Origin of the sequence: Brevibacterium limosum, from assembly GCF_011617705.1 — a bacterium.
GTDB classification, from domain to species: domain Bacteria; phylum Actinomycetota; class Actinomycetes; order Actinomycetales; family Brevibacteriaceae; genus Brevibacterium; species Brevibacterium limosum.
In genome coordinates, this window is sequence record NZ_CP050154.1 from 3,553,941 (window position 1) to 3,578,204 (window position 24,264).

Below are 24,264 nucleotides of genomic sequence, written 5' to 3' on the forward strand. Positions count from 1 at the left end.
CGATGAACGACACGGACATCAAGAATCTGAATATCGCCGTCATCGGCGGCGGATTCGGAGGCGCGGCCGCAACGGTCTTCCTCAACCGCCTCGGCGCGGATGTGCATCTGTACGAACAGGCCAAGGAGATCAGGGAGGTCGGCGCCGGCATCGGCATGCGCCCGAAAACCCTCGAAGTCTTCCGCAAGTGGGGCATCCTCGAGGAGATGAACAACGTGAGCTCGGCCTCGGAGTTCTTCGAGATCCTCGACGGGTACGGCAAGCCGGTCGTGCGCGAAACCTGGCCGAAGATGGACGAGTTCGACTTCGATGCCCGCACCCGGATGATCCACCGCGGCGACTTCATCGACACCTTCATCCGCGATGTGCCGACCGAACGCTTCCACCTCGGCCATAAGATGACCGAGATCGACGACCACGGCGATTCGGTGACGGTGACCTTCGCCAACGGTGAGTCGACGACGGTCGACCTCGTCATCGGCGCCGACGGCATCCGCTCGAAGGTCCGCTCGCAGCTCTTCGGCGACTACCAGCCGGTGTTCGCCGGGGCACATGCGCACCGGGTCATCGTCGACGGTGCGGACACTCACGGTATGCTCACCGATGACAATCTGCGCATGTACGTCGGTGCCAACGGCGCCCTCATCTACTTCCTGCCGCTGCGCCACCGTGGACCGAATGGGCAGCTGTCCTTCGACATCACCTGCAACAGCGATGACGACTCGTGGGCCCCGACCCTGACCCGCGAGATGCTCGCCGAGGCGGTCGAAGGATTCGACGACCGTCTCCAGGCGATCACCGCCGAACTCGACCTCGGGTCGGTGAATTCGCGGGGAGTCTATGACATCGATCAGGTCGAGACCTGGCATTCGGAATCCGTCGTCCTCATCGGCGATGCGGCACATGCGATGCTCCACCATCAGGGGCAGGGGGCGAATCAGACGATCCAGGATTCCTCGGAGCTGGCCGACTGCCTCGTCGAATTCGACACGGTGCCCGAAGCGCTGGCCGCCTACACCGAGCGTCGAAAACCCGACACCCAGGCACTGCAGGCCATCTCCCGACAGAACTGGCCGACCATCGAGGATCTCAGTACCGCGTTTCCGGAGAAGGGCAACATCGCCTGAGCGACGGGGCGGCGAGATCGCCGCCGTACCCTCTCCGCGTGGAGTACCCCTCTGCCGCGGAGTCCCCTCTGCACTGTCACAACAATGGAAAGGATATGACATGGCTCTGCACCCGGTGATCGCCGAGGTTGTGGCCGGCATCCCGCCGACCCCCGAGGACGGAACCGCGACCGTCGACCCGCAGCAGTGGCGCGCCGATGAGGAATCCCGCGTGCCGCCGCTGGCCGATCGTCTGCCGGTGACCCGTGTCGAGGACACGAGCATCGACACGAGCGCCGGTGAGCTGGCGCTGCGCATCTACCGGCAGCACCCGGGCGAGCTCACCGGGGTGGTGCTCTACTTCCACGGCGGCGCGTTCTTCTCCGGCAGCCTCGAGACCCATGACTACGTCGCCCGGTCGCTGGCCGTGGAGACCGGGTTCACCGTCGTGGCCGTCGGATACCGCAGGGCACCCGAGGCGGCCTTCCCTGCGGGACTCGAGGACTGCTTCGCCGCATTGAAATGGGCGATCGGCCACGGCGCGGATCTCGATTGGGATTCTCACCGTCTGGCGGTGGCCGGCGACAGCTCCGGGGGAACCTTCGCGACCGTCGTCGCTGCCCGGGCTCTGGATGAGGGGATCGACGCCATCACCCACCAGGTGCTGCTCTACCCTTCGGTCGACCTCGACTTCGATCTCGACCGCTACCCCTCGCTGCGGGAGAACGCACGCGGCTTTGGGCTCGAGACAGCGGGGCTGAAACCGCACAACTCCTTCTATCTGGAGTCCGGAGCCGATCCGGTCGACCCTCGGGTCTCCCCCATCAAACGGGAGAAACTCGCCGGTTTGCCGAAGACGCTCATCATTACCGCGCAGTTCGACCCGCTGCGCGATGAGGGCGAGCGCTACGGTCAGCGGCTGCAGCAAGCCCGAGTCGACGTCACCGTCCACCGGTATGAGACGGCGAACCACGGCTTCCTCGCAAACTTCGGGCAGCTGCCCGAGTTCTATCCGGCGTTCGCGGAGATCGGGGAGTTCGTGCGGGGATGAGCGGGCCGCTTCATCTTTGGCGGCAGAGCAGCGACTGGGCGTCAGAAATGGCCAACCGAGACACATCGTCTCGCCGCGAATCCGTGCTCAAGACTGTCTCCTGACAATCGGGCCCGAGAAATCGTGACCGATTCTGGTACCGAGGGCGAGCAGGACCAGGTCGTCAGGGCGGTTCGGGTCTCTTCCGGAGAGTTCCCTGATGCGTTCGAGCCGATAGCGGACAGTATTGGGTCGAATATTGAGTTCCGCAGCAGTCTGTGTCAGATTGAAGCGCTTCAGAATATAGATCCGCAGGGTATGAACCAGGTTTGAGCCATGGGCCTTGTCATAGTCCGAGAGCGGCCCGACGGTTTCACCGAGGATCGTCGCACTCAGTCCAGACCGCTCCACGACTGCCTGCAAGAGAACGTCCGTATAGAAGTAGGGCCTCAGATCTCCTTGGACCCGGGCGATCCTCACTGCGTCAGAGGCCTCTCGGTATGCTTCGAAGGTGCGACCCTCGCCTATGTGGGTGCGGCTCACGCCCATTGCATATCGGGTGACTCCCGTCGAGATCTCGTCCGCCACCGCCCGTACCGCGCTTTCTGCCATCCCAGCGGTCGGCAAGATCACTACTATCTCTTCTTCTCGCAATCCGACGAGGGGTTTACTCATTGGGCTGGCAGGCAATAACCTTCTCACCGAGGATAGGTCATCTCTGGCCTGGCTGGATTCAGCCGCTGAAGGGTTTCGTCGATGCAACAGTAGGACGCAATGGCGCTGATTGAGATCGATGCCGAGACGTGAAAGGTAGCTATTCACCCGTTCGGAGATCTCAGCTCCCGATATGAGTTCTTCAAGGGCGTTTCGTTCGGCAAGGTGACGGTCCTGGATAACTCCTTCGGCCTCTTCCAGGTACGAATTCGCCACGGCCAACGACACACGGTTGACGTAACGCATGACTTCCCCTGCCACAGCGAAGCCCGTGGCCGGGGAAGTCTTGCATTCGGGCAGCCCGGCGATCTCCTCCCAAACGATCTGACCCCAAAGCCTGTAGGAGTGAAGCAGAGCCTGAACTGATATTCCCTGTCGGAATCGTCGCACAGCACTGTTGCGGAAGTCTTCGAAACTGCGGGCTTCGTCCGCATCGCCTCTCAACCAGTCGCGGAGCGTGAAAAGACTCGTCCGAGAATTCTCGAAGACATCATTCATCAGAAACCCCTCCGGCTGCGACCGGTAGTCGACGATCTCGTCGGTATACGCGGTAACCAGCCTGTTGGAGATTTCGTCAGCATGTTGTGCCAGGTGTTCGACGACCGACTCAAGGAGCATCTCGGAATCGTCGTCGCCCACTCGGTTCTCCTTCGAAGTCATTGCGCTATCCTCTCACGGAGGAGCAGCGACTCTGATCGTCATTACAGGCGGAGCAGGATCGCTTGTCCTTGGCCGCCTCCCCCGCACATCGAGGCGATCCCGTATTCGACGCCCCTTCTGCGCATCTCAAGAGCCAAACTCATCGTGATTCGGAAACCTGAAGCCCCTAGAGGATGTCCGATCGCGATGGCTCCGCCATTGACATTGATGCTCTCGAGATCCAGAGACAGATCGCGTGCCGTTGCGAGTGCAACTCCCGCAAACGCTTCATTGACCTCCCAGAGGCCGATGTCATTGGGCTTCATCCCGACTGAGTCGAGCAGTTTGCGGGCCGCTGCCGCGGGTTTGAGGTGGAGCGAGGGGTCAGGGCCCGCCACCGTGCTGGAGCCGACGATCTCGACGAGGGGTCGCAGTCCTTCGGCTTCGGCCACAGCCCTGCTGGTGAGGAGACCGGCAGAGCCTGCATCGGACATCTGAGAAGCGTTTCCTGCAGTGACTGTCCCTTTACCGGTGAACGCTGGACGCAGCTTGGCCAGGCGATCGAGCGATGAGTCGGAGCGAATTCCCTCGTCTGCTTCCAGCTCGGGAAAGGTGACGATCTCGTCGCCGAGGCGGCCGCTTTCAGCTGCTTGGTGGGCACGTCGGTGGCTCTCGACGGCGAACGCGTCTTGGTCTTCACGCGAGATTCCGATATCAGCATTGGCCTGGTCGGCAATGGGGCCCATCCCCGAGTCGGAGACGGCGCACCATAATCCGTCCTTGGTGAGGAGGTCGACTGCCGATTCGTTGCCGACCTTCGGGGCCTGCCTCATCTGAATGGCGTGAGGTGCCCTGCTCATTGAGTCGAACCCACCGACGACTGCCGAGTTGAGTTCCCCACATCGGATCATGGTGGCTGCCATGCCTGCGGCGTACATGCTGGCCAAGCAGACGTTGTTCAAAGTGATGGCTGGCACGGTTGTCGGCAAACCTCCCCGAAGGCCAGCTGACCGTGCGGGGTTCTGACCATTTCCCGCTTGGAGCACATTGGCCATGATGACGTGGTCAGGAACAACCTCTCCTGCGTTGTCCATGGCCGCGGCAACCGCCGCGCCGCCGAGATCGAGAGGATCGACTGATCTGAGCGCGCCATTGAACTTCCCGACGGGCGTCCTCGCTGCGCTGACGAGTACCGGGGCTTGTGCGTTGATGGGCATTATGTGCTGCTCCTATGGAATCGTTGCAATGTAGTTGGCGTGAATGAGAACGTCCGATCACGTCAGAGACATGGTGTAGCACACGGCAGTACCGTCGAGGACGACCGTGCCGTCGTCGCGAACAACCTCGGTCTTGATCTTGGTGACGGGTTTGTCCTCGCGCGCTTCGACGACTTCGACTCGACCGGTGATGGTGTCTCCAGGACGGACCGGTGCTTTGAAATCCCAGTTCACGTTGAGGAACACGGTGCCGGGCCCTGGCAGCTCTTCGGCGACGACGGCGTTGAGGATCGCACTGGTCACTCCGCCCTGCACGACAATTTCGCCGAACTTTGATTGCTTCGCCGCTTGTTCGTCGTAGTGAATCGGGTTTCTGTCTCCGCTGATGTCGGTGAACTTCTCAATGTCGTTTGCCGTGACTTCGCGCGTCAGCTCTGCCGTCTGTCCGACGACAAGCTTCTTGGTGGCAACTGATTCGGTCATGGTTACTGCTCCTTCTCATTGATGGGTTTGGATCGGGAATATACGGGGTCGGTCGATGTGGTTGGCGGGGCGTCGGCTTGATCCGATCGAGGCTCAGCGTCCGAGGTTGTCGGATTCCTTCGGTGCCGAAGGCCCATCGCCACTGCTCCGACGATGGGACCTGGGACCAGGATCAGAAACGCGAATTGCCAGCTGGTAAGTTCTGCCGCCAGCGGCACTAGTTGAATCGTGATGACGGTGATGAGAAAACCGACTGTTGTCTGCATGGTCAAGGCGGTTCCGACGTAACGTGGGTCGATGCTCTCGCTCAGTGAGGTCGAGAAGACTCCGGAGTCAGCGATGACCGAACATCCCCAGATGATGAGGAACACGAGCATCAGTGGTCCTGTCACCGTGAACATCACCGGCGAAACGAGGCAACAGAGGCCACTGACGACCAGAGCCGAGACCGCGGCCGTGCTCCTTCCCCACCGGTCGGCGATCCAGCCGCCAAGCAGACAGCCGATGAGTCCGGCGACCCCGATGGCGATGAAGACCGAGGTGCCGAGAGAGACGGGATCTGCCTCTGTTCCCGTCGCCTGCCTGCTCAACAGGAGGAACGTCGGAAGCCATGTCCAGAACGCGTAGAGCTCCCACATGTGGCCGAAGTATCCGAGGTTGGCCAACAGCGGTGGACGTGAGTTGAAGCCCGCCCAGGCGTAGCGCATCTTCGGTCGAGTCGTGTCGGCGCCTCCGAGAGGCCCCTGGCGAACCCAGAGGCCGGCCAGAACTCCTGCCAGGGCGGTGACACCGGCTGCGATGAGCATGATGTACCGCCAGGGCAGGTCCTCAGCCAGCCCGGAGATAAGATGCGGCATGCCCGAACCGACCGTCAGAGCACCGATCAACAGCCCGAAGGCCATCCCCCGTTGGCGGGGTGATGCCCAGCTGGCCATCACCTTCATACCGATCGGGTAGAGCCCCGCGAGAAAAACACCAGTGAAGAATCTGAACCCGATCGCCGGCCATAGGCCATTCGCCACGAGGGCCAGACATGCCGTGGTCAGGGAAGCGCCGAAGGCGGACAGGCACATCACGGAGTGTGGTCTGTATCTGTCGCCGATGGTGAGGAGGGCAGACGCGATCCCGCCACAGACGAATCCAACTTGTACCGATGCCGTCAGCCATACAGCCGATGAGGGACTGATGGACCATTCCGCCTGCAACGCGGGGGAGACCGCTGTAGCTGAGAACCACACTGTCAATCCGAGGACCTCGACAGCGGCCAATAGCAACATCTGCCCGCGCCTGCTCGTTGCCATCACTGAGGTTCAGAGACTGTCGCAACTGCTGGCTGGGAAGTGTTCCCCGAGTGCTCCTCCCGCATGGGCCGAGGCAGTTGATTCGCGTCCGCATCCGCAGTGCGATCAGTCTTGGCTGCCTTTCTGCGATTGCCTCTGTGGGTCTCGGGCGACAGGATCGTTGCAACGATCGAAACAATACTGACGCCGATCATGTAGAGCGCCACCAACCAGGGTCGATCATTGCCTACTTGCAGCAGATAGACGGCGAGGACGGGTGAGACCGCGCCCGCGATTGTCGAAGCGAACTGGTACCCCAGCGATGTTCCCGTGTACCGGACCTTCGTCTCGAACATCTCAGTCATGAACGATGCCTGCGGTCCGTACATCGCGTCGTGGAAGATGAATGCGAGGATAATCGCCACTGCGATGAGAACGACGTTGCGTGTGTCCATCAGCGCGAACATCGGGTAGGCGAAGACCGCGGAGGCGATAGCGCCGAAGAGGTAGGTCCGTCGCCGTCCGAACTGGTCGGATACCCAGCCGAAGAACATGAGGGAGAAGACGCTGATCACGCATGCGATCATCACGCCGGCCAGTGCGACGTCGTCGCTCATGCCCAGCGACTCTCCAACATAGGTGAGGACGAATACGGTGATGATGTAAAAGATCGCGTTCTGCGAGATCTTCACCCCGGCGGCGAGCAGGAGTCTGCGCCACTGGGTGCGGAACATCTCGGCGATGGGGAACTTGGCGACCTGCGCAGTCTCCTTCACCTCGGCGAAGTCCGGAGTCTCCTCCATCTTCAGGCGGATGATCAGGCCGACAGCGATGAGCAGTGCCGAGCCGAGGAATCCGACCCGCCAACCCCACGCGACAAATTCTTCCGGCCCGATGATGAAGTTCATGATCATGAACACCGCGTTGGCCATGAAGAGACCGACGGGCACTCCGACCTGCGGCCAAGATCCGGCCAAACCCTTCTTCGTCTTCGGCGCGTGCTCGACTGCGACGAGAACAGCGCCTCCCCATTCGCCTCCGACTCCGAATCCTTGAATGACGCGCAGCAGCACCAAGAGGAACGGGGCCCAGATGCCGATCGTGGCGTAGGTCGGGAGGAACCCGATGAGGGTTGTGGCGATACCCATGGTCATCAGCGAGAGCACGAGCATCGATTTGCGTCCGATTCGATCACCGAAGTGCCCCATGACTATTCCGCCGAGCGGTCGTGCGACGAAGCCTGCAGAGAAGGTCATGAGGGACAGGAGCGTTCCGGTGGGTCCGTCAAAATCTGTGAAGAACACTTGGTTGAAGACGAGTGCGGCTGCCGTGCCGTAGAGGTAGAAGTCGTACCATTCGATAGCGGTTCCGATGAAGCTTCCCCATTTGGCGCGCCGAACCATCGCCGGCGTACGGGTGGGAGTCGATTGCGTGTTCGCTGTTGTCATTTACTGACCTCCTTGTCAGCCGAGTGCGTTGTGCACCCGGGTTGGTCGCTGTCTATTCCGAAACAGCAGGTGCGAAACTCAGCAGCATCTGATTGAGCTGGTTGTCCCACATAGGAGCGAGGCTGACCGGCATTCCCACTGCCACAGTTTCGGGCGGACAGTCGACGATCCGAGTCATCATCCGCGGCCCCTCTTCCAGCTCGACGAGGGCGATCACGTACGGAACCTCATCAGCCCAAGCAGGATGACCAGGCTTTTCAACGAGGGTGAATGTCCAGACGACGCCGTTGCCAGAAGCACTCATCCACATGGGCTCATCCGCCCAGCATGAGGTGCAGATGTTGCGCGGATAGTGCTGGCGATGACCACAATTCGAGCAATGTTGTATGAGCAGCTCGCCCTCGTTAGCGCGATCCCAGAACGGTTCGGTTAGCGGAGTCGTGACCAACCTCGGCCGTTGGATCGATTCGGATTTCGTTATTGTGCTGGATGATTGAGTGTCGGTCATTTCAGTTCCTTTCGAGCTCAGCTAGGAGAGTTGCCCAATATCAAGGCGACTTCTTCGCTGAGTGTGGCGCCGTTGCCGGTGACCAATGCGAGTTCGGGGTCGTCAATCTGCCTTCCGATCGCATCGCCCCTCAGCTGCAACACGGCTTCGACCACGTGTCCCATTCCTCCGGCGAGGTCGGACTGGCCGGTCGAAAGCTGTCCGCCGTGGGGGTTGATCGGCAGATCGGACGTGATGGAGAAGTCCGCCTGCTCGATCCAGGGCCCACCCTCTCCTTTGGCGCACACGCCTGCGTCTTCGACGGTCTCGGCTACCACGATGGAGTAGCAGTCATAGATTGATAGGAGGTCGAGCTCATCGGTTCGCACTGCAGCCATTCGATAAGCCTGTTCGATCGCCGGTGCCAGTGGCGAGGTCGTCAATCGCGGGGCCTGGCTCAATGCCCGGTGAGTGACCATCTCCCCTGCGCCGAGCAGATACACCGGATCATGAGGGGTGTCGTGAGCACGATCGGAGGAGGTCACGACGACGGCGGCTCCCCCACCGCAGGGCATGACCACCTCGAGCAGATGCAAAGGCGACATGACCATCGGGGACGACAGCACGTCGTCGACGGTGATTTCCTTTCCGTGGAAGACAGCATTCGGGTTGAGCATCGCATTCTGACGCTGTTTGACTGGCACCTGAGCAAGCTGTTCGGGTGTCGTTCCGAATTCGGCCATATGAGCCTGAGCGACCATGGCGTAGGCCTGATTGGCTCCGCTGGCACCGTAGGGGACGTCGAATTCGCGGATCGGGTTTCGGTTCGGCGAACGGGGAAGACGTTCCGGGTCACGAGCGTTGCCCAGCACGCATAGAACTGTGTCCGCCATTCCGGCCGCGATCGCAGCCGCCGCACGCCAGACCATGCCGGGCCCGCACGCTCCCCCGAGATCGACGATATCGGCGAACCTCGGCTGCAACCCCAGGTATTCGGCTAATGCTGCCGGCGCGTGCTGCGGCGTCTCGCCGACCTGTGGGCCGATTATCAGGCCGTCTATGTCCTGTGGAGTAAGACCGGCGTCGAAGGTCGCACCCCTTGCCGCTCTGGCGATCATTTCAAGACTGGTCACGCCGGGGGTGGTGCGCTGTGGCGGAAGTTCAAACGCGCCGACGACTGCCGCGCCCCTCATACGAGTTCCTCTTCCCGAACGCTCGTCGAAGATCCCACCGTCACTTGCGCCAGCTTCGGGTCGAGGATCACCGGAGCTCCCGTCGCGTCGATAACCTCGTCGATGCTCAGTCCCCCCGCGACCTCGCGAAGAACGAGCCCGTCGTCAGTGACATCGAACACGCCGTGACTCGTGATGACCATCGAGACGACCCCTTTGCCGGTCAGCGGAAGTGTGCACTTTTCGAGGATGCGGTGGTCGCCGTTCTTCGTCAGATGCTCCATGAGCACGATGACGCGTTTGGCGCCATGCACAAGATCCATCGCGCCACCAGGCCCCTTGATCATCTTTCCCGGCACGGTCCAGTTCGCCAGATCGCCCTGTGCTGAGACCTGCATTCCTCCGAGCACTGTGACGTCGAGCTTCCCGCCGCGGACCATTCCAAAGCTCATAGACGAGTCGAAGTAGGCTGCACCGGGCATTACAGTGACGGTTTCTTTGCCTGCGTTGATGAGCTTCGGGTCCTCCTCGCCTTCGAAGGGGTAGGGGCCTACTCCGACGATTCCGTTCTCCGAATGCATCGTGATCTCGACGCCCTCCGGCAGGAAGTTCGGGATGAGGGTGGGCAAACCGATACCCAGGTTGACGTAGCCCCCCGCTGGGAGCTCAAGTGCCGCACGTGCGGCCATGTCGTCGCGCGTCCAAGTCATGGTATTTCCTCGCAATCTCTCTTATTCGGCAGACGTTCAGGCAGCTGTGCGGGGCCGGGTCTTGAGCTTCTCGATGGGAAGCTCCTTCGCGACCTCGGCCGTCTGGGCAATGACACGGTGAACGTAGATGCCGGGAATGTCGACATCGTCAGGATCGATCTCTCCGGGTTCGACCAGCTCCTCCACCTCGGCGATCGTGACGCGTCCGCAGGTGGCCGCGACAGGGCTGAAAGCGCGCTCTGCCTTCTCGAAGACAAGATTCCCGTGGCGGTCGCCTCTCGCGGCGCGGACCAAAGAGAAGTCGGTGACGATGGCTTCCTCCAGGACGTAGCTGAGCCCGGGGCCGAAACGGTCGAATGTCCGAGTCTCTTTCGCCGGTGATTCCACGATCACATTGCCTTCCCCGTCGTACTTCCACGGCAGGCCCCCATCGGCCACGACAGTGCCGACTCCGGAGGCAGTGTAGAAGCCCGGGATTCCGGCACCGCCGCAGCGCATTCTCTCAGCAAGCGTTCCTTGCGGTGCGAACTCCAATTCCAGCTCTCCACCGAGGTACCGACGTGCGAATTCGTGATTCTCTCCCACGTAGGAGGCGATCATGCGCGAAATTTGGCCGGTGCTCAGAATCTCACCGAGCCCCCAGTCATCGATGCCGCAGTTGTTCGAGACGACCTCCAGGTCATCGACGCCCAGATCGCGCAGGGCCCGAATGAGGGTGATCGGCACTCCGACGAGGCCGAATCCACCGACCGCTACGGAAGCTCCAGATGGGATATCCCGAATTGCTTCAGCAGCCGAAGCCTGTACTTTGTCCATCAGAGAGTTCTCCTTTGCATCGCCTTTGATCGAACTGTCCTCGACGATATGCACCAGTGTTGGCGGAGTCACTGGCGAGAAACGCGGACTTCCCCCTCAGGAACTGCAAAAAATGCAAAAATGCTGGTCAGAGCAACACTATTCTCGGTGGCAACTGCGGATGGCCATTGCGCTTAGGTTGTGCCGGGCCGTCACTGGGCGGATTGTAAGAACATGTGCGGCTTCCACTCCCGCTGGAGCGCCCCCGCATTGAAGTATCCCTAGATTTCGATATCGATCTTGCAGACTTGAGATCCAGGCCGAAACCTCTCTCACCGCATCGTCATCATCTTCAGAGGAGCTGCAGAAGCTTGCCGAAGCACCCGATACAGCTTCACCGTTCAGGGTGCACTAGCCAACTCGGTCAGCGTGATCACGACGCTCAAATAGGACCGATCGTATTGCACCGCTGGCCCTCTAAGTGAGCAAAGATGAAGGCCCGGATCTTTTTCTCTTAGGCAGTACGCCCGAACCTTCACTGTCCCAGGCTCCGGGTCGATGGCGGGCTCATTCTGAGGCGTGTCCTCATGCATGCTGTTACGGATATCGGGCGGGTCCCCATCGGTCTCCATCCGTCCCAGCCGGCGCATACTAATGAACCGGTGTGAAACAAGGATCACGCTAAGAACTCCGCACGAGATGGACTTCGGTCGCGGTGATGGACCGACAGTCAGCGACCGCCCTCCGACTCACCATCGAACAGCCTCCGGTATCCGTCCATCGTGGTGAAGAACGGAGAGGGCTCCAGGCTCGGGTCGCCGCTGTAGCCGATCTCAGTGGCCACGGCTTCGAACGGCGAGTACGGCGACGAGGTCTCGGCGAACCCCTCCCCGACCGCCTCGCGAATGCGCGCCTCGATCGCCAGTGACTCCTCGAACGCCTGGGCCGCACCGGCGGCATCGAGGCCGATGTCATAGGGCTCACCGGCCGAGTTTCTGTACGGGTGACCAAGGAAGAGCCGGTTCGGCCGGACCACGTCGCGCAGACACTCGAGGCTGCTCCGGTAGGCGTTCGGATCCTCGTACCCGGGGAAGCCGTTGGCCGCCCCGTGGATCTGCACGGCGTCGCCGACGAAGACATCGTTCTGCCCATCGATGACATAAGCGACCGATCCCGCGGTGTGGCCGGGGATGCTGTGCGCGCTCACGCTCACCCCACCTCCGAGCGACAGGCTCTCCCCGCCGCGCAGCACGACATCGGCACTCATCTCTCCGGAGATCGCCGCTTCGGCCATTCCGGTCTGCTGCGATTCTGCCTCGGGATTGTCGAGGTAGTGATCGCGCAGCTCGAGGTAGTTCTCCACATGGGCTCGACGTCTGCGCAGATAGTCGAGGTCCGCCTCGTGGATGACGACCTTCGCCTTCCGCCCGGTCAGCTCCCACAGAGCATAAGCTCCGCCGAGGTGGTCGATGTGTCCGTGGGTGAGCAGGATCCAGCGGACGTCCTCGATGCGCCGACCCGACTTCTCCAGTTCAGCGACGGTGCCGTCGACTGTCGACGTCACTCCCGCATCGACGATGGCCGGCTCCTCGGCATCGATGAAGAACGAGTACAGGCCGAATCGGCCCCAGGGAGAGAAGAGAGGGGACACGGTGACTGCCATGGAGGCTCCTGCTTTCGTCGTCGAACTGACGTGGTGGATTCTCGATCCAATCTTTGTCATAATAATATTGTCTATACGCCATCGGCGCCACTCCTTCCGTGAAAGACCGTCTCTGTGAGAACCATCGATGCTGCTGCGTTTATCCAGAATGCCCGCCCCAACCGCTTCCACGGCTGGCTGCTGTTCTGGTCGTGTTTCATTGTCCTCTTCGATATGTACGACCTCGTCATCTACGGCTCTGTGCTGCCGATCCTCATACGCGAATGGGCGATCGGCCCGGTCGAGGCGGGGGTGATCGGGAGCGTCGGCCTCTTCGGCATGATGATCGGGGCGATCTGCTTCGGCTTCCTCGCCGACCGCTTCGGGCGTCGGCGGATGCTCATCGCCAGCGTGCTGATCTTCAGCCTCGCGACATTCGGCTGCGCCTTCGCATCCGCCCCGGAGGTCTTCGGCGCCCTGCGGGCGATCGCCGGTGTGGGCATCGGTGGGATCCTGCCGAACATCATCGCGATGATCACCGACTATGCCCCGAAGCGGACAGCGAACACCATGGTCGCGATCGTCACCTGCCTGTTCTCCGTCGGCGGCATCGTCGCGGCCTTCGCCGCCATGAGACTCATCCCCGCCTTCGGCTGGCAGAGCGTGTACTGGGTGGCACTCATCCCGGTTCTGACCCTGCCGCTGTCGGCACGCTGGTTCTTCGACTCCCCCACCACTCTCATCCGCCTCGGTCGCACGGAGACGCTGCGGACGACCCTGCACCGACTCGCCCCCACCGCGGGTGGCCTCGGGAACGCGGACCTGTACATGGGAAGCACCGAGGCGACCGCGGCCCCTGATACCGAGCCGACCGCCCGCGACTCCCGCCGAGCGCATCCGCGAGCCTCCCTCGCCTTGATCTTCGGGCACGGCCGCGGCCTGGCCACGGTGATGATCTGGATCGCGTTCTTCATGTGCCTGCTCATGGTCAACGGAGTCACGACCTGGCTGCCCAATCTCATGATGACCGCCGGCTACGCCCTCGACTCGAGTCTGACGTTCATGATCGTGCTCAACGTCGGTGCGATCGTCGGCACACTCTCGCTCGGACGCCTGGCCGACCGAATCGGAACGAAGCGGGTCCTCGTGCCGATGTTCGTCATCGCCGCCGTCTCCCTCGTCCTCCTCGGTGTGCGCGCCGACATCGTCTTGCTGCTCCTCTTCGTCGCGATCGCCGGTGCCTGCACGATGGGCTCGCAGAACATCTCCTACGCCTTCGTCTCCCAGTTCTACCCGTCTTCGGTGCGGTCGACGGCCCTGGGGCTTGCCTCCGGGATCGGCCGCGCCGGCGCCATCCTCGGCCCCACCTTCGGCGGATTCCTCCAGGCACTCGAGCTGCCCGTCCAGTCGACGTTCCTCTTCTTCGCCGTCCCCGGCCTCATCGCTGCCGCGGCGTTCGCCTGCGTCCCGCTCGCCCGCGCCACCACACCGCCGAGGCGATCGGACCCCGATCTGGCACCGCACCGAACGGTGCACCCGACCACCACCCCGACCGATGAAAGGGCTTCCTCTCATGACTGACACCCGCACCTGGAACGACGGAATTCAGGACATCCGCATCCGCAAGGACCTCAGCGTGCCCATGCGCGATGGGACTCGTCTGGCCGCCGACGCTTACGAAGGCAACGACCAGAAGCCTCGCCCGGCGCTGGTGGCGCTCAGCCCTTACGGCAAGGAACTGCAGGCGATGGCGCTGACGATGCCTCCGCAGAAGCGGCCGAGCCCATTGTGGGACGGCTGCATCGAGGCCGGCGACATCTCCCGCGTCGTCGCCGAGGACTACGTCCACGTCATCGGCGACCTCCGCGGCTCCGGTACCTCGGAAGGCGAGCACATCGGCAACTACAACGCCGGAGGCGTGTCTCTGGGCGAGGATGCCTACGACTTCATCGAATGGGTCGCCGACCAGCCGTGGTGCGACGGCAATGTCGGCATGATCGGCATCTCCTACTTCGGTTCCATGCAGGTCATCGCCGCCGCAGAACGCCCCCCGCACCTCAAGGCGATCTTCGTCTCCGGCGGCCACTACGACTTCTATGAGACGACCTATCACGGTGGCATCATGTGGTTCATGCCGCGCGCCGCACGCGAGGGCCGCGGTGGAGACTCCGGGTGGGCCTTCACCGACCGCACCAAGTCCCGCATGCTCGAGGAGTACTCGCCGGACGAGCTCAAGGCCATCGTCGACAAACGCCTCGCGGATCCCGACGTCCAGGCGTGGCCCAACCTCGTCCACACCCTCCACTACCCGAAGCACCACGAAGCCTGGTTCGACATCATCACCAACGAACTCGACGGGCAGTGGTACGAAGAGCGCAATCCGGTCAATCTCGCGAAGAACATCGACATCCCCACATGGCTGCAGATCGATCAGGGCCGTGGATGGACGATCGACAGCACGATCGAGACGTTCGACAACCTCGGCGGGCCCAAGCGACTCGACATCGGCGCCTACCCGCCGATGCAGTCGCGGCCGTTCGTCGAGGAGCACGACACGATGTTCCGCTGGTACGAGTACTGGCTCAAAGGCATCGACAACGGCATCATGGACGAACCGAGCGTCAACATCTTCGTCGAAGGCTCCCGTGAGATCGTCTCCGGGTCGCAGTGGCCGCCGCAGGCTCCGGAGCATCAGTCCTTCTACCTGCGGCCTCGGGGGAAGCTGTCGATCGAGCCGGAGCCGATGACCGCCGACTATGCCGCACCCGACGGCTTCTACCAGGCACCGTTGACAGTGACAGACGAGGTGCAGATCCTCACGTGGTCGACTCCCCTCTTCGACACCGACACACAGATGATGGGCACCGGTGCGGCGCACATCTTCGCCGAGATCGACCAGGAGGACACGAACTTCATCCTCCGCATGTGGGACGTCGCCCCCGGAGGCGCCCGTCAGCTCATCACGACCGGGTACCTCAAGGCCACGCACCGCGAACTCGACGAGGAGAAGACGAGCCCCGGCGACCCGCACCATCCGCATACGCGTGCGGTGCCGGTCGAGCCGGGCGTGATCAACGAATACATCCTCAGGCTCTATCCCTTCGCGGCGACCTTCCGCACCGGGCATCGCCTGGTGGCGGAACTGTCGAACGTCGAACCGCTCGTCGACGACCACAACTCGCTGCTGCCCCCGGACGCGTTCCACCTGCCGATCGGACGCCCGGTGTCGCACAAGATCTACCGCGACGCGAAGCATCAGTCCCGACTCGTGCTGCCGGTGACCGCACAGAACCGGCAGGGCTGAGGAGATCGATCCCTCGGTACTGTGCGGCCCTCGCTGAGGCTGCCGTCCGCCGCCGCGGCGGTCGGCTGCAGCCGCGGTCTGTTCCGCATCGCGCGACACTATGCCCAGGGCCGCGACACCCCGCTCTTCTCCATCTCCTCAGCATCGATGTCCTCGATGTCCGCCGAAGCCGCCCGCGACCACCGGAGCATCACCAGATCCACGCCGAATTCGCTAGGCTTGTGCTGCCGGACCACAGCCGATGAAGAGGAGCCGAGTGGCCACCCAGCGGGACATCGACAAGCTGCAGACGCAGCAGCGCATCGTCGACTCAGCGCTCGAGCTGTTCGAAACCGCCGGCTACGAAACGACGTCGATGGTGCAGATCGCCCGGCACGCTGAGACGAGCAGGGCTAATCTGTATCTGCACTTCACCAGTAAGTCGCAGATCGTGCTGCACCGTATGCGCCAGTTGGAGTCCGAGGTCCTCGGCCTGTACCGCGGACTCGACCGTGTGGAAACCACGGTCGACGGTGTCATGACTTGGCTGGAGACGGCCGCACAGCTGTGGAAGACACATCGCGCCGAGTTCGACGCCATCTCGCGGGCCATGACCGTCGATTCCGAGGTGTTCGACGAATGGCTCGAACTCCACCGACGGGTCACCCGCTCGCGAGCCGAGGCGCGCACCGATTCCCGCAACGACACCGACCTCGATCAGTGGGAGGCGCACCTCATCACTCTCATGATCGGGCTGGAGCACAACTTCTACTTCCTCTACGTGCGCGGACAAGCGATTCCGGAGAAGCTCATCCTGCGCAGCCTCGCCGAGCAGTGGTCAGCCTTCCTCGACTGAGACATCACTTATCGAGCACCAACAGCGGACAGGTCCCCTGAGCGCGGGAGACGCAGATCATCATCGTCTCGTTCGCCGCCTGCTCGGAGGTGCTGAGAACCGAATCCCGGTGATCGACATCCCCGGACACCACACGGGTCTCACACGTGCCGCAGGTGCCTTCCTCACACGATGAGATCACGGGGAGACCCGCCTCCGCGGCCGCCTCGAGGATCGTCTGATCTGATCTCACCTCGACCGACACTCCACTCGCCTCGAACCGCACTTCGAAGGGAGTATCCGGCTCGGTGCGCTCGACTGTCTTGGGAGCGAATCGTTCGAGTCGAAGCGCATCATCGGGCCATTCACCCATTGCCTGTTCTGCGGCATCCATCAGCGATTCGGGCCCGCAGACGTACACCAGGCAGTTGTCCTGGGCATGCTCGAGAAGTCCGGACAGGGACAGACGCCGACCTTCGTCGCCCGGATAGAGGGTGACACGATCCCCGAACTCCGCGAGCTCGTCGAGGAACGCCATGGTCGCGCGGGCGCGGCCCGCATAGTGCAGCTCCCACTCCGCGCCGGCAGCATTCGCCTCTCGAATCATCGCCAGCATCGGGGTGATCCCGATTCCGCCGGCGATGAAGAGATACTTCTGCGCCCCGGACAGCCGGAAGTTGTTGCGCGGCCAGGACACAGTCACCTCGGACCCTGCCTGCAGCTGCTCATGGGCAAGCTTCGAACCGCCGCGTCCGTCATCCTCGCGCAAGATCCCGATGCGATACCGTGAGGCATCGGCCGGGTCCGATGACAGCGAGTACTGTCGCACCAGCGGTTCTCCGCCAGCATCGGTCAAGGTCACATCGATATGCGCGCCCGCCTTCCACCGCGGAAGGACACCGCCGTCCGGATGTTCCAAAGTGATGGCCGCCGCCGAAGCGGTCAGCTCGGTTCGCTCGGCGACCCGTAGATTGAGCTGCCGGATAGTCTGCGTGCGATTGCGGCGCACATCCTCGACGTCCCAGTGCACGTGCAGCGAGCGACGGACCGGCAGCAGCGGCAGCCGTGCGAAGTCGAGCTCGTGAATGTCATCCGGTCGCAATGAGGGCAGCCGTTCGAAGAGCACCCGCAGACCCGTAGCACCCTGCACCCGGGCAAGCGGGTTGCCCAAGCAGGTGTGACGCCCCGCGGTGAACGCGAGATGGTCGGTCGGGACCGGTCTGTGGATGTCGAACTCGAAGGGATCGCGCACGTAGGTCGGATCGGTATTGGCCGATGCCAAGCCGACGAAGATCATGTCACCGGTCGGGATCTCGACACCCGAAAGTGTCACCGGGCGGGTGGTCTTGCGGGAGGTGAAGGTCGAGGACGGGCGACGACGGACGGTCTCCTCGAAGACGTTCGACCAAAGCTGCGGCTCCACCAGGGCGTCTTCAAGAGCTTCGGAATGCTGCGTCACGAAGAGCACGGCATTTGTCATCGCCTGTGCGGTGGTGTCGGTCCCCGCCGCCGAGAATTCCGAGATGTGCAAGCCGATCTGTTCCGACGACAACGCGAATGCTCCGTCAGAGTTCCGTGTCGAGGCCATCACCGAGATGAGGTCGTCGGCCTCCGAATCGCGTCGCTGGTCGATGATCTCGCGGAGAACGAGATTGGAGTCGACGAAGCGGTCCCAGACGACGGACTTCTCGGGTTCCTCCATCGGCGCGTGAGCCGAGGAGAGGATGGCGAACAGATCGTCACGAAGTTGGCGCAGCATGCCCTCGTATTCGTAGTCCAATCCGAGCAGCGCCATGATCGTCTGGGTGGTCAGTTCGAGGGAGTACTCCTCGAGGAGGTTCGCCGAACCCTGTTCCTCGAAGCGGTCGATGATGCGGTTGGCACGGGCCTCGATCTCGGGTTGGAGTCGATCCATCCGGTCCTTGACAAAGCCCTTCTGTGCCACCGACCGCGCCAGCGTGTGATCGGGCGGATCCATGCCGACGATCATCTTGGCCACCAATTCGGGCGGATAGACGCTCCGGTGCCGTTCGGGGACATCCGCTGCGGAGTTCGACGCGGAGGAGAACGTCTGCCAGTCCGATAGGACTTCGAGACAGTCCTCACGCGTGGTGACGATCCAAGCGTGCAGGGGCTCGTACCAGAAGACCGGGGTCTGCTCCCTAAATTCGGCTAGGTGGACCGCGGGATCTGTGTAGTAGTCGTCGCCCATGACGTCGAAGCCGTGCGCGATGGGGCAGCGGCCGACCGGACGGGAGTCGTGAGACGTGGTGGTCATAATGGCGGGATCTTCCTCTCTGAAGTCCGTTTGGCTCGGTCAGTCGATGACCGCGGAGGCGACGATTGATGACAGACGTTGGAATCTGGCCACGTTATCGGCCTCATCCATGACGCCGCTCGACAGGAAGCAGAAGCTGACGTCTGAGACAGGGTCGACCCACAGAAGGGACGAACCCGCGCCGTAGGAGCCGAATGTCCGCGGCGACACGAACGGGCCGAAGAATCGCGCATAGGTTCCGGTGCCCGCCAGAGCCATTCCGAGTCCCATGTTGCCCTCGGGAGCATCCCAGTGCCGTGCCGCTGCGACCATGCCGTAGAGGTCGTTGATCTGGTCGCCGGTCTGTTTCGTGGTGGCGAAGTCGAGTACCGCCGGACTGAAGAGGAGTTCGCCCGAGGCGGAGCGGCCCCGATTCCGCAGCAGCTCGGTGAACGTGAAGACGTCATCGATCGTGGAGACCGCTCCGACCCACGGCATCTCTGCGTCAGAGCGGGCGATGACCTCATTGAGCACTTCGATGTCCTCGGGCTTCAACCAGGAGTCATTGGCGACGATCACCTCGAGAGGGACCGCCCGGTCCACCCAGTCCTCGGGCAGGCCGAAGCGCGTCGTGTTCATTCCGGCTGGTGCGAAGATCTTTTCGTGCATGAGGTCTCGGAACGAGACTGCGCCGTAGGCCCTGCGCAGCATCTCGCCGATGAGCGCGTGGTTGATCGCAGCCGAGTAGTTGAGGTTCTCTCCGGGCTCATTGACCACATCCACGGAGCCGAGGGCGTCGATGACGTCTGCAAGCACCGCAAAGGACTCCGGCCCCAGCCCTGGGTTGGGCGTCGCAGGCATTCCCGCACGGTGGGTGAGCAGGTGCGCCAGATTGATGCGCTCTTTGCGCGCTGCCCGGAACGGCTCGGTGCCGAAGAATTCCGGGATGAGGTCGACGACACGGGTCGACAGCATGATCCGCCCCTCGCTCAGTGCGCGGTAGACGAGGGCGTTGGTGAGTCCCTTGGACATCGACAGAATTCGGTAGACGTCATCGGGGCCGGTGGCACGACCTCGGTGACGATCCGATTGGCCGTAGGTTCCCTTCAGCGCGATCTCGCCGCCCCTGGCGACGACCACGCTGGCTCCGTAGTAGGACTCCGCCTGCAGGTCTTCTGCAATCGCCTCGTCCAGACGGTTGATGAAGCGAGCTTCCATGCCGGCAATGTCATTGATGACGACGTCTCTGTGCATATCCATCTGTCTGTTCCTTTCGCTGGGCAGGCTCACATCATCACCGCGCCGCCGGAGGGCGACAGCGTCTGACCGGTGTAATGTCCGGATTCCTCGGAAGCGAGGAACAGGACGGTCTTGGCGATCTCTTCCGGCTCGGCAACGCGTTTGAGCGGTTGCAGTGCCAGCAGAGCGTCCATGTGCTCGTCGCCGGAGGCGGCGAACATCGCAGTGTTGATCCCCGCCGGGGCGAGGGCGTTGACACGGATATCGAAGGGGGCGAGCTCGGCCGCGATGGCCTTGGTCATCCCCACGATCGCGGCCTTCGAGGCCGGGTAATAGGCGGGCATCGGCAGACCCATCAGCCCCGCAACGGAAGCGAAGTTGACGATCGATCCTCCTGTCTCTTTCATCAGCGAAGCTGCTTCCCTGATCATAAAGAAGGTGCCGTTGAGGTTGATGTCGATGACTCGACGAAAATCATCGTCGGTGATGCCTGAGAGGAAATCCGGGTGGTACTCCCGACCTTCCTTGGCCGCATTGATCATCTCGTGGTTGATCTCGTCGACCCAGCGCTGTTTCTCACTGTTCGGGGTGGAGACGCCCGCCGCGTTGATCAGCACATCGAGCCGCGACTGTTCATCCTCGACGCGGCGAAGAGCGCGGGACACCGATGATGAGTCGGAGATGTCCAGCGCGATGGTCCGGACCGATGCCTCGGATTCGAAAGCCTGGAGAAGCGGTTCTTCACGCAGATCGATCGCGTAGACCGTTGCGCCGTTTCGGACCAGCTCCTCGACGGCGGCTCGTCCCATACCTGATGCCGCTCCTGTGACGACGGCAACCTTGTCTGCCAGCTTCATTGCTCTGCCTCCTTGGTGTGATGTAGGAAACAGTCTTTAGCTTCAGTAGACACATGTCAAGTGAAATTTCTTGGCGCCACCTGCCTCGCGTCACGACGCCCCTCGTCTTCGCCCCGACTCCAACATCCCTCAGCCTCAGCCCTGTCATTGGTCGCCGAGCACGGCCGAGGCGAGCGCCGCATGGATTTCGGGTGAGTCGAGCAGCGCCGCCTGACGGCTGGGCACGGAGATGCTCACGGCCGCCACCGCGGTGCCCTCGGCGTCGCGCACAGCCATGCCGAGGGCCGCGACGCCCCGCTCGGTGCGTTCGCGGTTGAGCGCCCACCCGACCCGGCGGATGGATTCCAGCCTCCTACGGAATCGGGCGAAAGCCGCGTCATCGAGGAAGTCGCCCGAGGTGCGTGCGGAGTTCGACCGGTAGAGGCTCTCGAGGACGGCCGACTCGAGCTCGGCCAGCAGCACCTGTCCTCCGGAGGTCAGGGACGCCGGAAGGATCTCACCTGCCCGTGACCCGATGCCCAGCCGGTCAGCGCCCTCGTGGCTGTCGAGGAACCGCGTGGTCGTGCCCACCCGCACCATGAGGTTGCAGGTCTGCCCGGTGGCCTCGGAGAGCTCGGCGAGCTTGGGCCGCATCCTCAACAGCACACCGCGATGCGCCGACTGCGCCTGCGCATTCGCGACGATTCCCGGGCCGGGATGGTAGACCCGCGACTCGTCCCTGACGGCGAACCCGCGGTAGACGAGCATGCTCAGCAGCCGGTGAGCCGTGGACACGCTGATGCCGAGCTCACGAGCGGCGTCGGTGATCCGCAACGCACCGGTGTCCCGCAGGATCTGCAGCAGCCGCAGGGCCTTGTCGACCGAGGCGAGCAGATGAGTCGGCTTCTCGGCAACCACGCGGCGTTCCATGGTGCGACTCTAGCCGTTTTCCACTGTGCAGAAAATGTTTGCGTCGGCCTCGGGATGACGCGACAGTGATCGAGAGCACGTCGCCGATCAACGACGATTCCCAGACGATTGGAGCACCATGCAGTTCTACCTCGACGGATTCCGTCCCGGAGATCCCGAGATCCGCCCCGCCGCACCGACGGCCGACCGCGAATCCGCCGAAGTGACGTCCCCCGCTCCAGGCCACCGCCCCGAAAATTCCGCTGAGACCGTCGACGTCCTCATCGTCGGCACCGGCCCGGCCGGGACCGTGCTCGCCGCACAGCTGTCCGAATTCCCCGACATCACCACCAAGGTCATCGACCGCCGAGGCGGCCCCCTCGAACTCGGCCATGCCGACGGCGTCGCCTGCCGCACCGTCGAGATGTTCGACGCCTTCGGCCTCGCCGACCGGCTGATCCGCGAGGCCTATTGGGTCAATGAGACGACGTTCTGGGGACCCGATCCGGCTGATGCCTCCCACATCGTGCGCACCGGACGCATCGATGATGTGGAAGAGGGCCTGTCCGAATACCCGCACGTCATCGTCAATCAGGCTCGCATGCAGGACTTCCTGCTCGAGCACATGGCGAAGTCCCCGACCCGCCTGAGACCCGACTACGGTCTCGAGGTCCAATCCGTTGACATCGATGAGACCTCGGGCCACCCGGTCACGGTGTCCATTCTCCCGACTCGCACCGGCGACGAGGCGGCCTCGCCCCAATCGACCGAGACAGCCGCCCCGACGACAGTCCGGGCGAAGTATGTCGTCGGCTGCGATGGTGCCCGCTCGGCTGTGCGTCGCAGCCTGGGCATCGAGATGACCGGCGATGCGCGGAACCATGCCTGGGGTGTCATGGACGTCTTCGCCGTCACGGACTTCCCGGACATCCGCCTCAAGTCGGCCATCCAGTCGGCGACCGGCGGCAGCGTTCTGCTCATCCCTCGCGAGGGCGGTTACATGGTCCGCCTCTACGTCGACCTCGGCGACCTCGACCCGGCCGACCCGGCAGCCCGCGGTCGGTTCACCTCGGATGAGATCATCGCCGCCGCACAGCGCATCTTCCACCCCTACACGCTTGAGATCAAAGACATCGCCTGGTGGTCGGTCTACGAGGTCGGCCAGCGCATCGCCGAACGCTTCGATGACGTCGTCGAGGCCGACCGCGGCACCCGGCATCCCCGCGTTTTCATCACCGGCGACGCCTGCCACACCCATAGTGCGAAGGCTGGACAGGGCATGAATGTGTCGATGCAGGACGCGTTCAACCTCGGCTGGAAACTCGCCTCGGTGCTGCGCGGACTCGGCCCGGAGGGCTTGCTCGACACCTATGCCGAGGAACGCCGCGCGATCGCCCAGGAGCTCATCGACTTCGACCTCACGTGGTCGGAGGCCATGGCGGCCAAACCGGCCGATCCGAACGCACCTGAGGCCGGGGGCATGAGTTCACAGGAACGGCAGGAGATCTTCACCGCGGGAGGACGATTCACCGCAGGCTTCGCCACGGACTACCCGCCGAACATGATCACCGGCACGGACGAGCACGAGCATCTGGCCACCGGATTCCCGGTCGGCGAGCGCTTCCATTCGGCACCGGTCATCCGCCTGGCTGACGCGAAACCGCTCGAACTCGGTCATGAGGCGAGCGCCGATGGTCGCTGGCGTCTCTACCTGTTCGCCGATTCCGCCGATCCGCAGTCCCCGGATTCACCTATTGCCGAACTCTGCCGCTTCCTCGCCGAGGAGCCGAACTCCCCGGTGCTCCGCCATACCCCGGCCGGAGGCGACCCGGATGCCGTCTTCGATGTGCGCGCCGTCTTCCAGCAGGGGCACCGTGATCTCGCGCTCGAGCGAATGCCTGACTTCCTGCTGCCAAGAAAGGGACGCCTGGGCCTGGTCGACTACGAGAAGATGTTCTGTGCAGACTTGAGAGCCGATACCGACATCTTCACCCGCCGCGGCATCGACCGCGACCGCGGCGCAATCGTCGTCGTCCGCCCCGACCAGTATGTCGCGAACGTGTTGCCAGTCGAAGCTCACGCACAGCTGACCGAGCTCTTCGCCGGAGTGATGAATCCTCAGAACTGATTATTCCGTCGCCGAGTTCGCCTTAAGCGCGGTTCAATGAGCCCCGAGCTTTCA

20 protein-coding genes are annotated in these 24,264 nt (G+C 62.9%); 6 read left to right on the forward strand and 14 right to left on the reverse strand.

Translation table 11 applies throughout. The features are described from left to right. Positions 1-2: 2 nt before the first annotated feature. Together GUY37_RS16040 and GUY37_RS16045 are read left to right on the forward strand one after the other, a co-directional pair. A complete protein-coding gene (locus tag GUY37_RS16040) occupies positions 3-1,127 on the forward strand; it encodes an FAD-dependent monooxygenase (RefSeq protein WP_166827635.1) in 1,125 nt (374 codons plus the stop codon). Between the two features lie 100 nt (positions 1,128-1,227). Next, on the forward strand, positions 1,228-2,157 hold the full coding sequence (locus tag GUY37_RS16045) for an alpha/beta hydrolase (RefSeq protein WP_166827638.1): 930 nt from the start codon (positions 1,228-1,230) through the stop codon (positions 2,155-2,157). Positions 2,158-2,244: 87 nt separating this feature from the next. Here GUY37_RS16045 and GUY37_RS16050 read toward each other — a convergent pair whose 3' ends face one another. From GUY37_RS16050 to GUY37_RS16095, 10 genes are all read right to left on the reverse strand, one after another. Beyond that, positions 2,245-3,510, reverse strand: coding sequence for a PucR family transcriptional regulator (locus GUY37_RS16050; RefSeq protein ID WP_166827641.1), 1,266 nt, complete (start codon positions 3,508-3,510; stop codon positions 2,245-2,247). Between the two features lie 41 nt (positions 3,511-3,551). Beyond that, positions 3,552-4,706, reverse strand: a complete 1,155-nt coding sequence (locus GUY37_RS16055; protein WP_166827644.1) for an acetyl-CoA C-acyltransferase — start codon at positions 4,704-4,706, stop codon at positions 3,552-3,554. A 57-nt stretch (positions 4,707-4,763) separates the two neighbouring features. Further along, positions 4,764-5,189 (reverse strand): MaoC family dehydratase, encoded by a 426-nt coding sequence (locus tag GUY37_RS16060; RefSeq protein WP_166827646.1) that lies wholly within the window; start codon positions 5,187-5,189, stop codon positions 4,764-4,766. A 2-nt stretch (positions 5,190-5,191) separates the two neighbouring features. Further along, positions 5,192-6,490 carry an MFS transporter gene (locus GUY37_RS16065; protein ID WP_166827649.1) on the reverse strand — a complete coding sequence of 433 codons (1,299 nt, stop codon included), beginning with the start codon at positions 6,488-6,490 and terminating at the stop codon, positions 5,192-5,194. Continuing rightward, positions 6,490-7,917 (reverse strand): MFS transporter, encoded by a 1,428-nt coding sequence (locus GUY37_RS16070; protein ID WP_166827652.1) that lies wholly within the window; start codon positions 7,915-7,917, stop codon positions 6,490-6,492. Before GUY37_RS16070 ends, GUY37_RS16065 begins: the two co-directional genes overlap by 1 nt. A gap of 52 nt (positions 7,918-7,969) precedes the next feature. Beyond that, positions 7,970-8,425 carry a Zn-ribbon domain-containing OB-fold protein gene (locus GUY37_RS16075; RefSeq protein ID WP_208094697.1) on the reverse strand — a complete coding sequence of 152 codons (456 nt, stop codon included), beginning with the start codon at positions 8,423-8,425 and terminating at the stop codon, positions 7,970-7,972. Positions 8,426-8,442: 17 nt separating this feature from the next. Beyond that, on the reverse strand, positions 8,443-9,537 hold the full coding sequence (locus tag GUY37_RS16080) for a thiolase family protein (protein ID WP_208094698.1): 1,095 nt from the start codon (positions 9,535-9,537) through the stop codon (positions 8,443-8,445). A 56-nt stretch (positions 9,538-9,593) separates the two neighbouring features. After that, positions 9,594-10,286: a 3-oxoacid CoA-transferase subunit B gene (locus GUY37_RS16085; RefSeq protein WP_166827657.1), complete on the reverse strand. Its 693-nt coding sequence runs from the start codon at positions 10,284-10,286 to the stop codon at positions 9,594-9,596. Positions 10,287-10,322: 36 nt separating this feature from the next. Beyond that, on the reverse strand, positions 10,323-11,102 hold the full coding sequence (locus GUY37_RS16090) for a CoA transferase subunit A (RefSeq protein WP_166827660.1): 780 nt from the start codon (positions 11,100-11,102) through the stop codon (positions 10,323-10,325). 709 nt (positions 11,103-11,811) lie between these two features. Further along, positions 11,812-12,744 (reverse strand): MBL fold metallo-hydrolase, encoded by a 933-nt coding sequence (locus tag GUY37_RS16095; RefSeq protein WP_166827662.1) that lies wholly within the window; start codon positions 12,742-12,744, stop codon positions 11,812-11,814. A 114-nt stretch (positions 12,745-12,858) separates the two neighbouring features. On the opposite strand from GUY37_RS16095, the gene GUY37_RS16100 reads away from it, so the two are divergent. From GUY37_RS16100 to GUY37_RS16110, 3 genes are all read left to right on the forward strand, one after another. Next, positions 12,859-14,304, forward strand: a complete 1,446-nt coding sequence (locus GUY37_RS16100) for an MFS transporter (protein WP_208094699.1) — start codon at positions 12,859-12,861, stop codon at positions 14,302-14,304. After that, complete coding sequence (locus GUY37_RS16105) at positions 14,297-16,027, forward strand: CocE/NonD family hydrolase (protein ID WP_166827665.1); 1,731 nt, start codon at positions 14,297-14,299, stop codon at positions 16,025-16,027. The genes GUY37_RS16100 and GUY37_RS16105 overlap by 8 nt, the downstream gene beginning before the upstream one ends. A gap of 256 nt (positions 16,028-16,283) precedes the next feature. Continuing rightward, entirely contained in the window at positions 16,284-16,862 is a 579-nt protein-coding gene (locus tag GUY37_RS16110; RefSeq protein WP_166827668.1) for a TetR/AcrR family transcriptional regulator, read from the forward strand. Positions 16,863-16,866: 4 nt separating this feature from the next. On the opposite strand, the gene GUY37_RS16115 is transcribed toward GUY37_RS16110, so the two are convergent. The 4 genes from GUY37_RS16115 to GUY37_RS16130 form a co-directional block, all read right to left on the reverse strand. Then, positions 16,867-19,119 carry a cytochrome P450 gene (locus tag GUY37_RS16115; protein WP_166827671.1) on the reverse strand — a complete coding sequence of 751 codons (2,253 nt, stop codon included), beginning with the start codon at positions 19,117-19,119 and terminating at the stop codon, positions 16,867-16,869. Positions 19,120-19,158: 39 nt separating this feature from the next. Next, a complete protein-coding gene (locus GUY37_RS16120; protein ID WP_208094700.1) occupies positions 19,159-20,358 on the reverse strand; it encodes a serine hydrolase domain-containing protein in 1,200 nt (399 codons plus the stop codon). A 26-nt stretch (positions 20,359-20,384) separates the two neighbouring features. Beyond that, complete coding sequence (locus tag GUY37_RS16125; RefSeq protein WP_166827674.1) at positions 20,385-21,194, reverse strand: SDR family NAD(P)-dependent oxidoreductase; 810 nt, start codon at positions 21,192-21,194, stop codon at positions 20,385-20,387. A gap of 144 nt (positions 21,195-21,338) precedes the next feature. After that, positions 21,339-22,103, reverse strand: a complete 765-nt coding sequence (locus GUY37_RS16130) for an IclR family transcriptional regulator (protein ID WP_166827677.1) — start codon at positions 22,101-22,103, stop codon at positions 21,339-21,341. Positions 22,104-22,221: 118 nt separating this feature from the next. Between GUY37_RS16130 and GUY37_RS16135 the strand changes: the two genes are divergently transcribed. Beyond that, positions 22,222-24,210 (forward strand): FAD-binding monooxygenase, encoded by a 1,989-nt coding sequence (locus GUY37_RS16135; protein WP_166827680.1) that lies wholly within the window; start codon positions 22,222-22,224, stop codon positions 24,208-24,210. Positions 24,211-24,264: the final 54 nt, after the last annotated feature.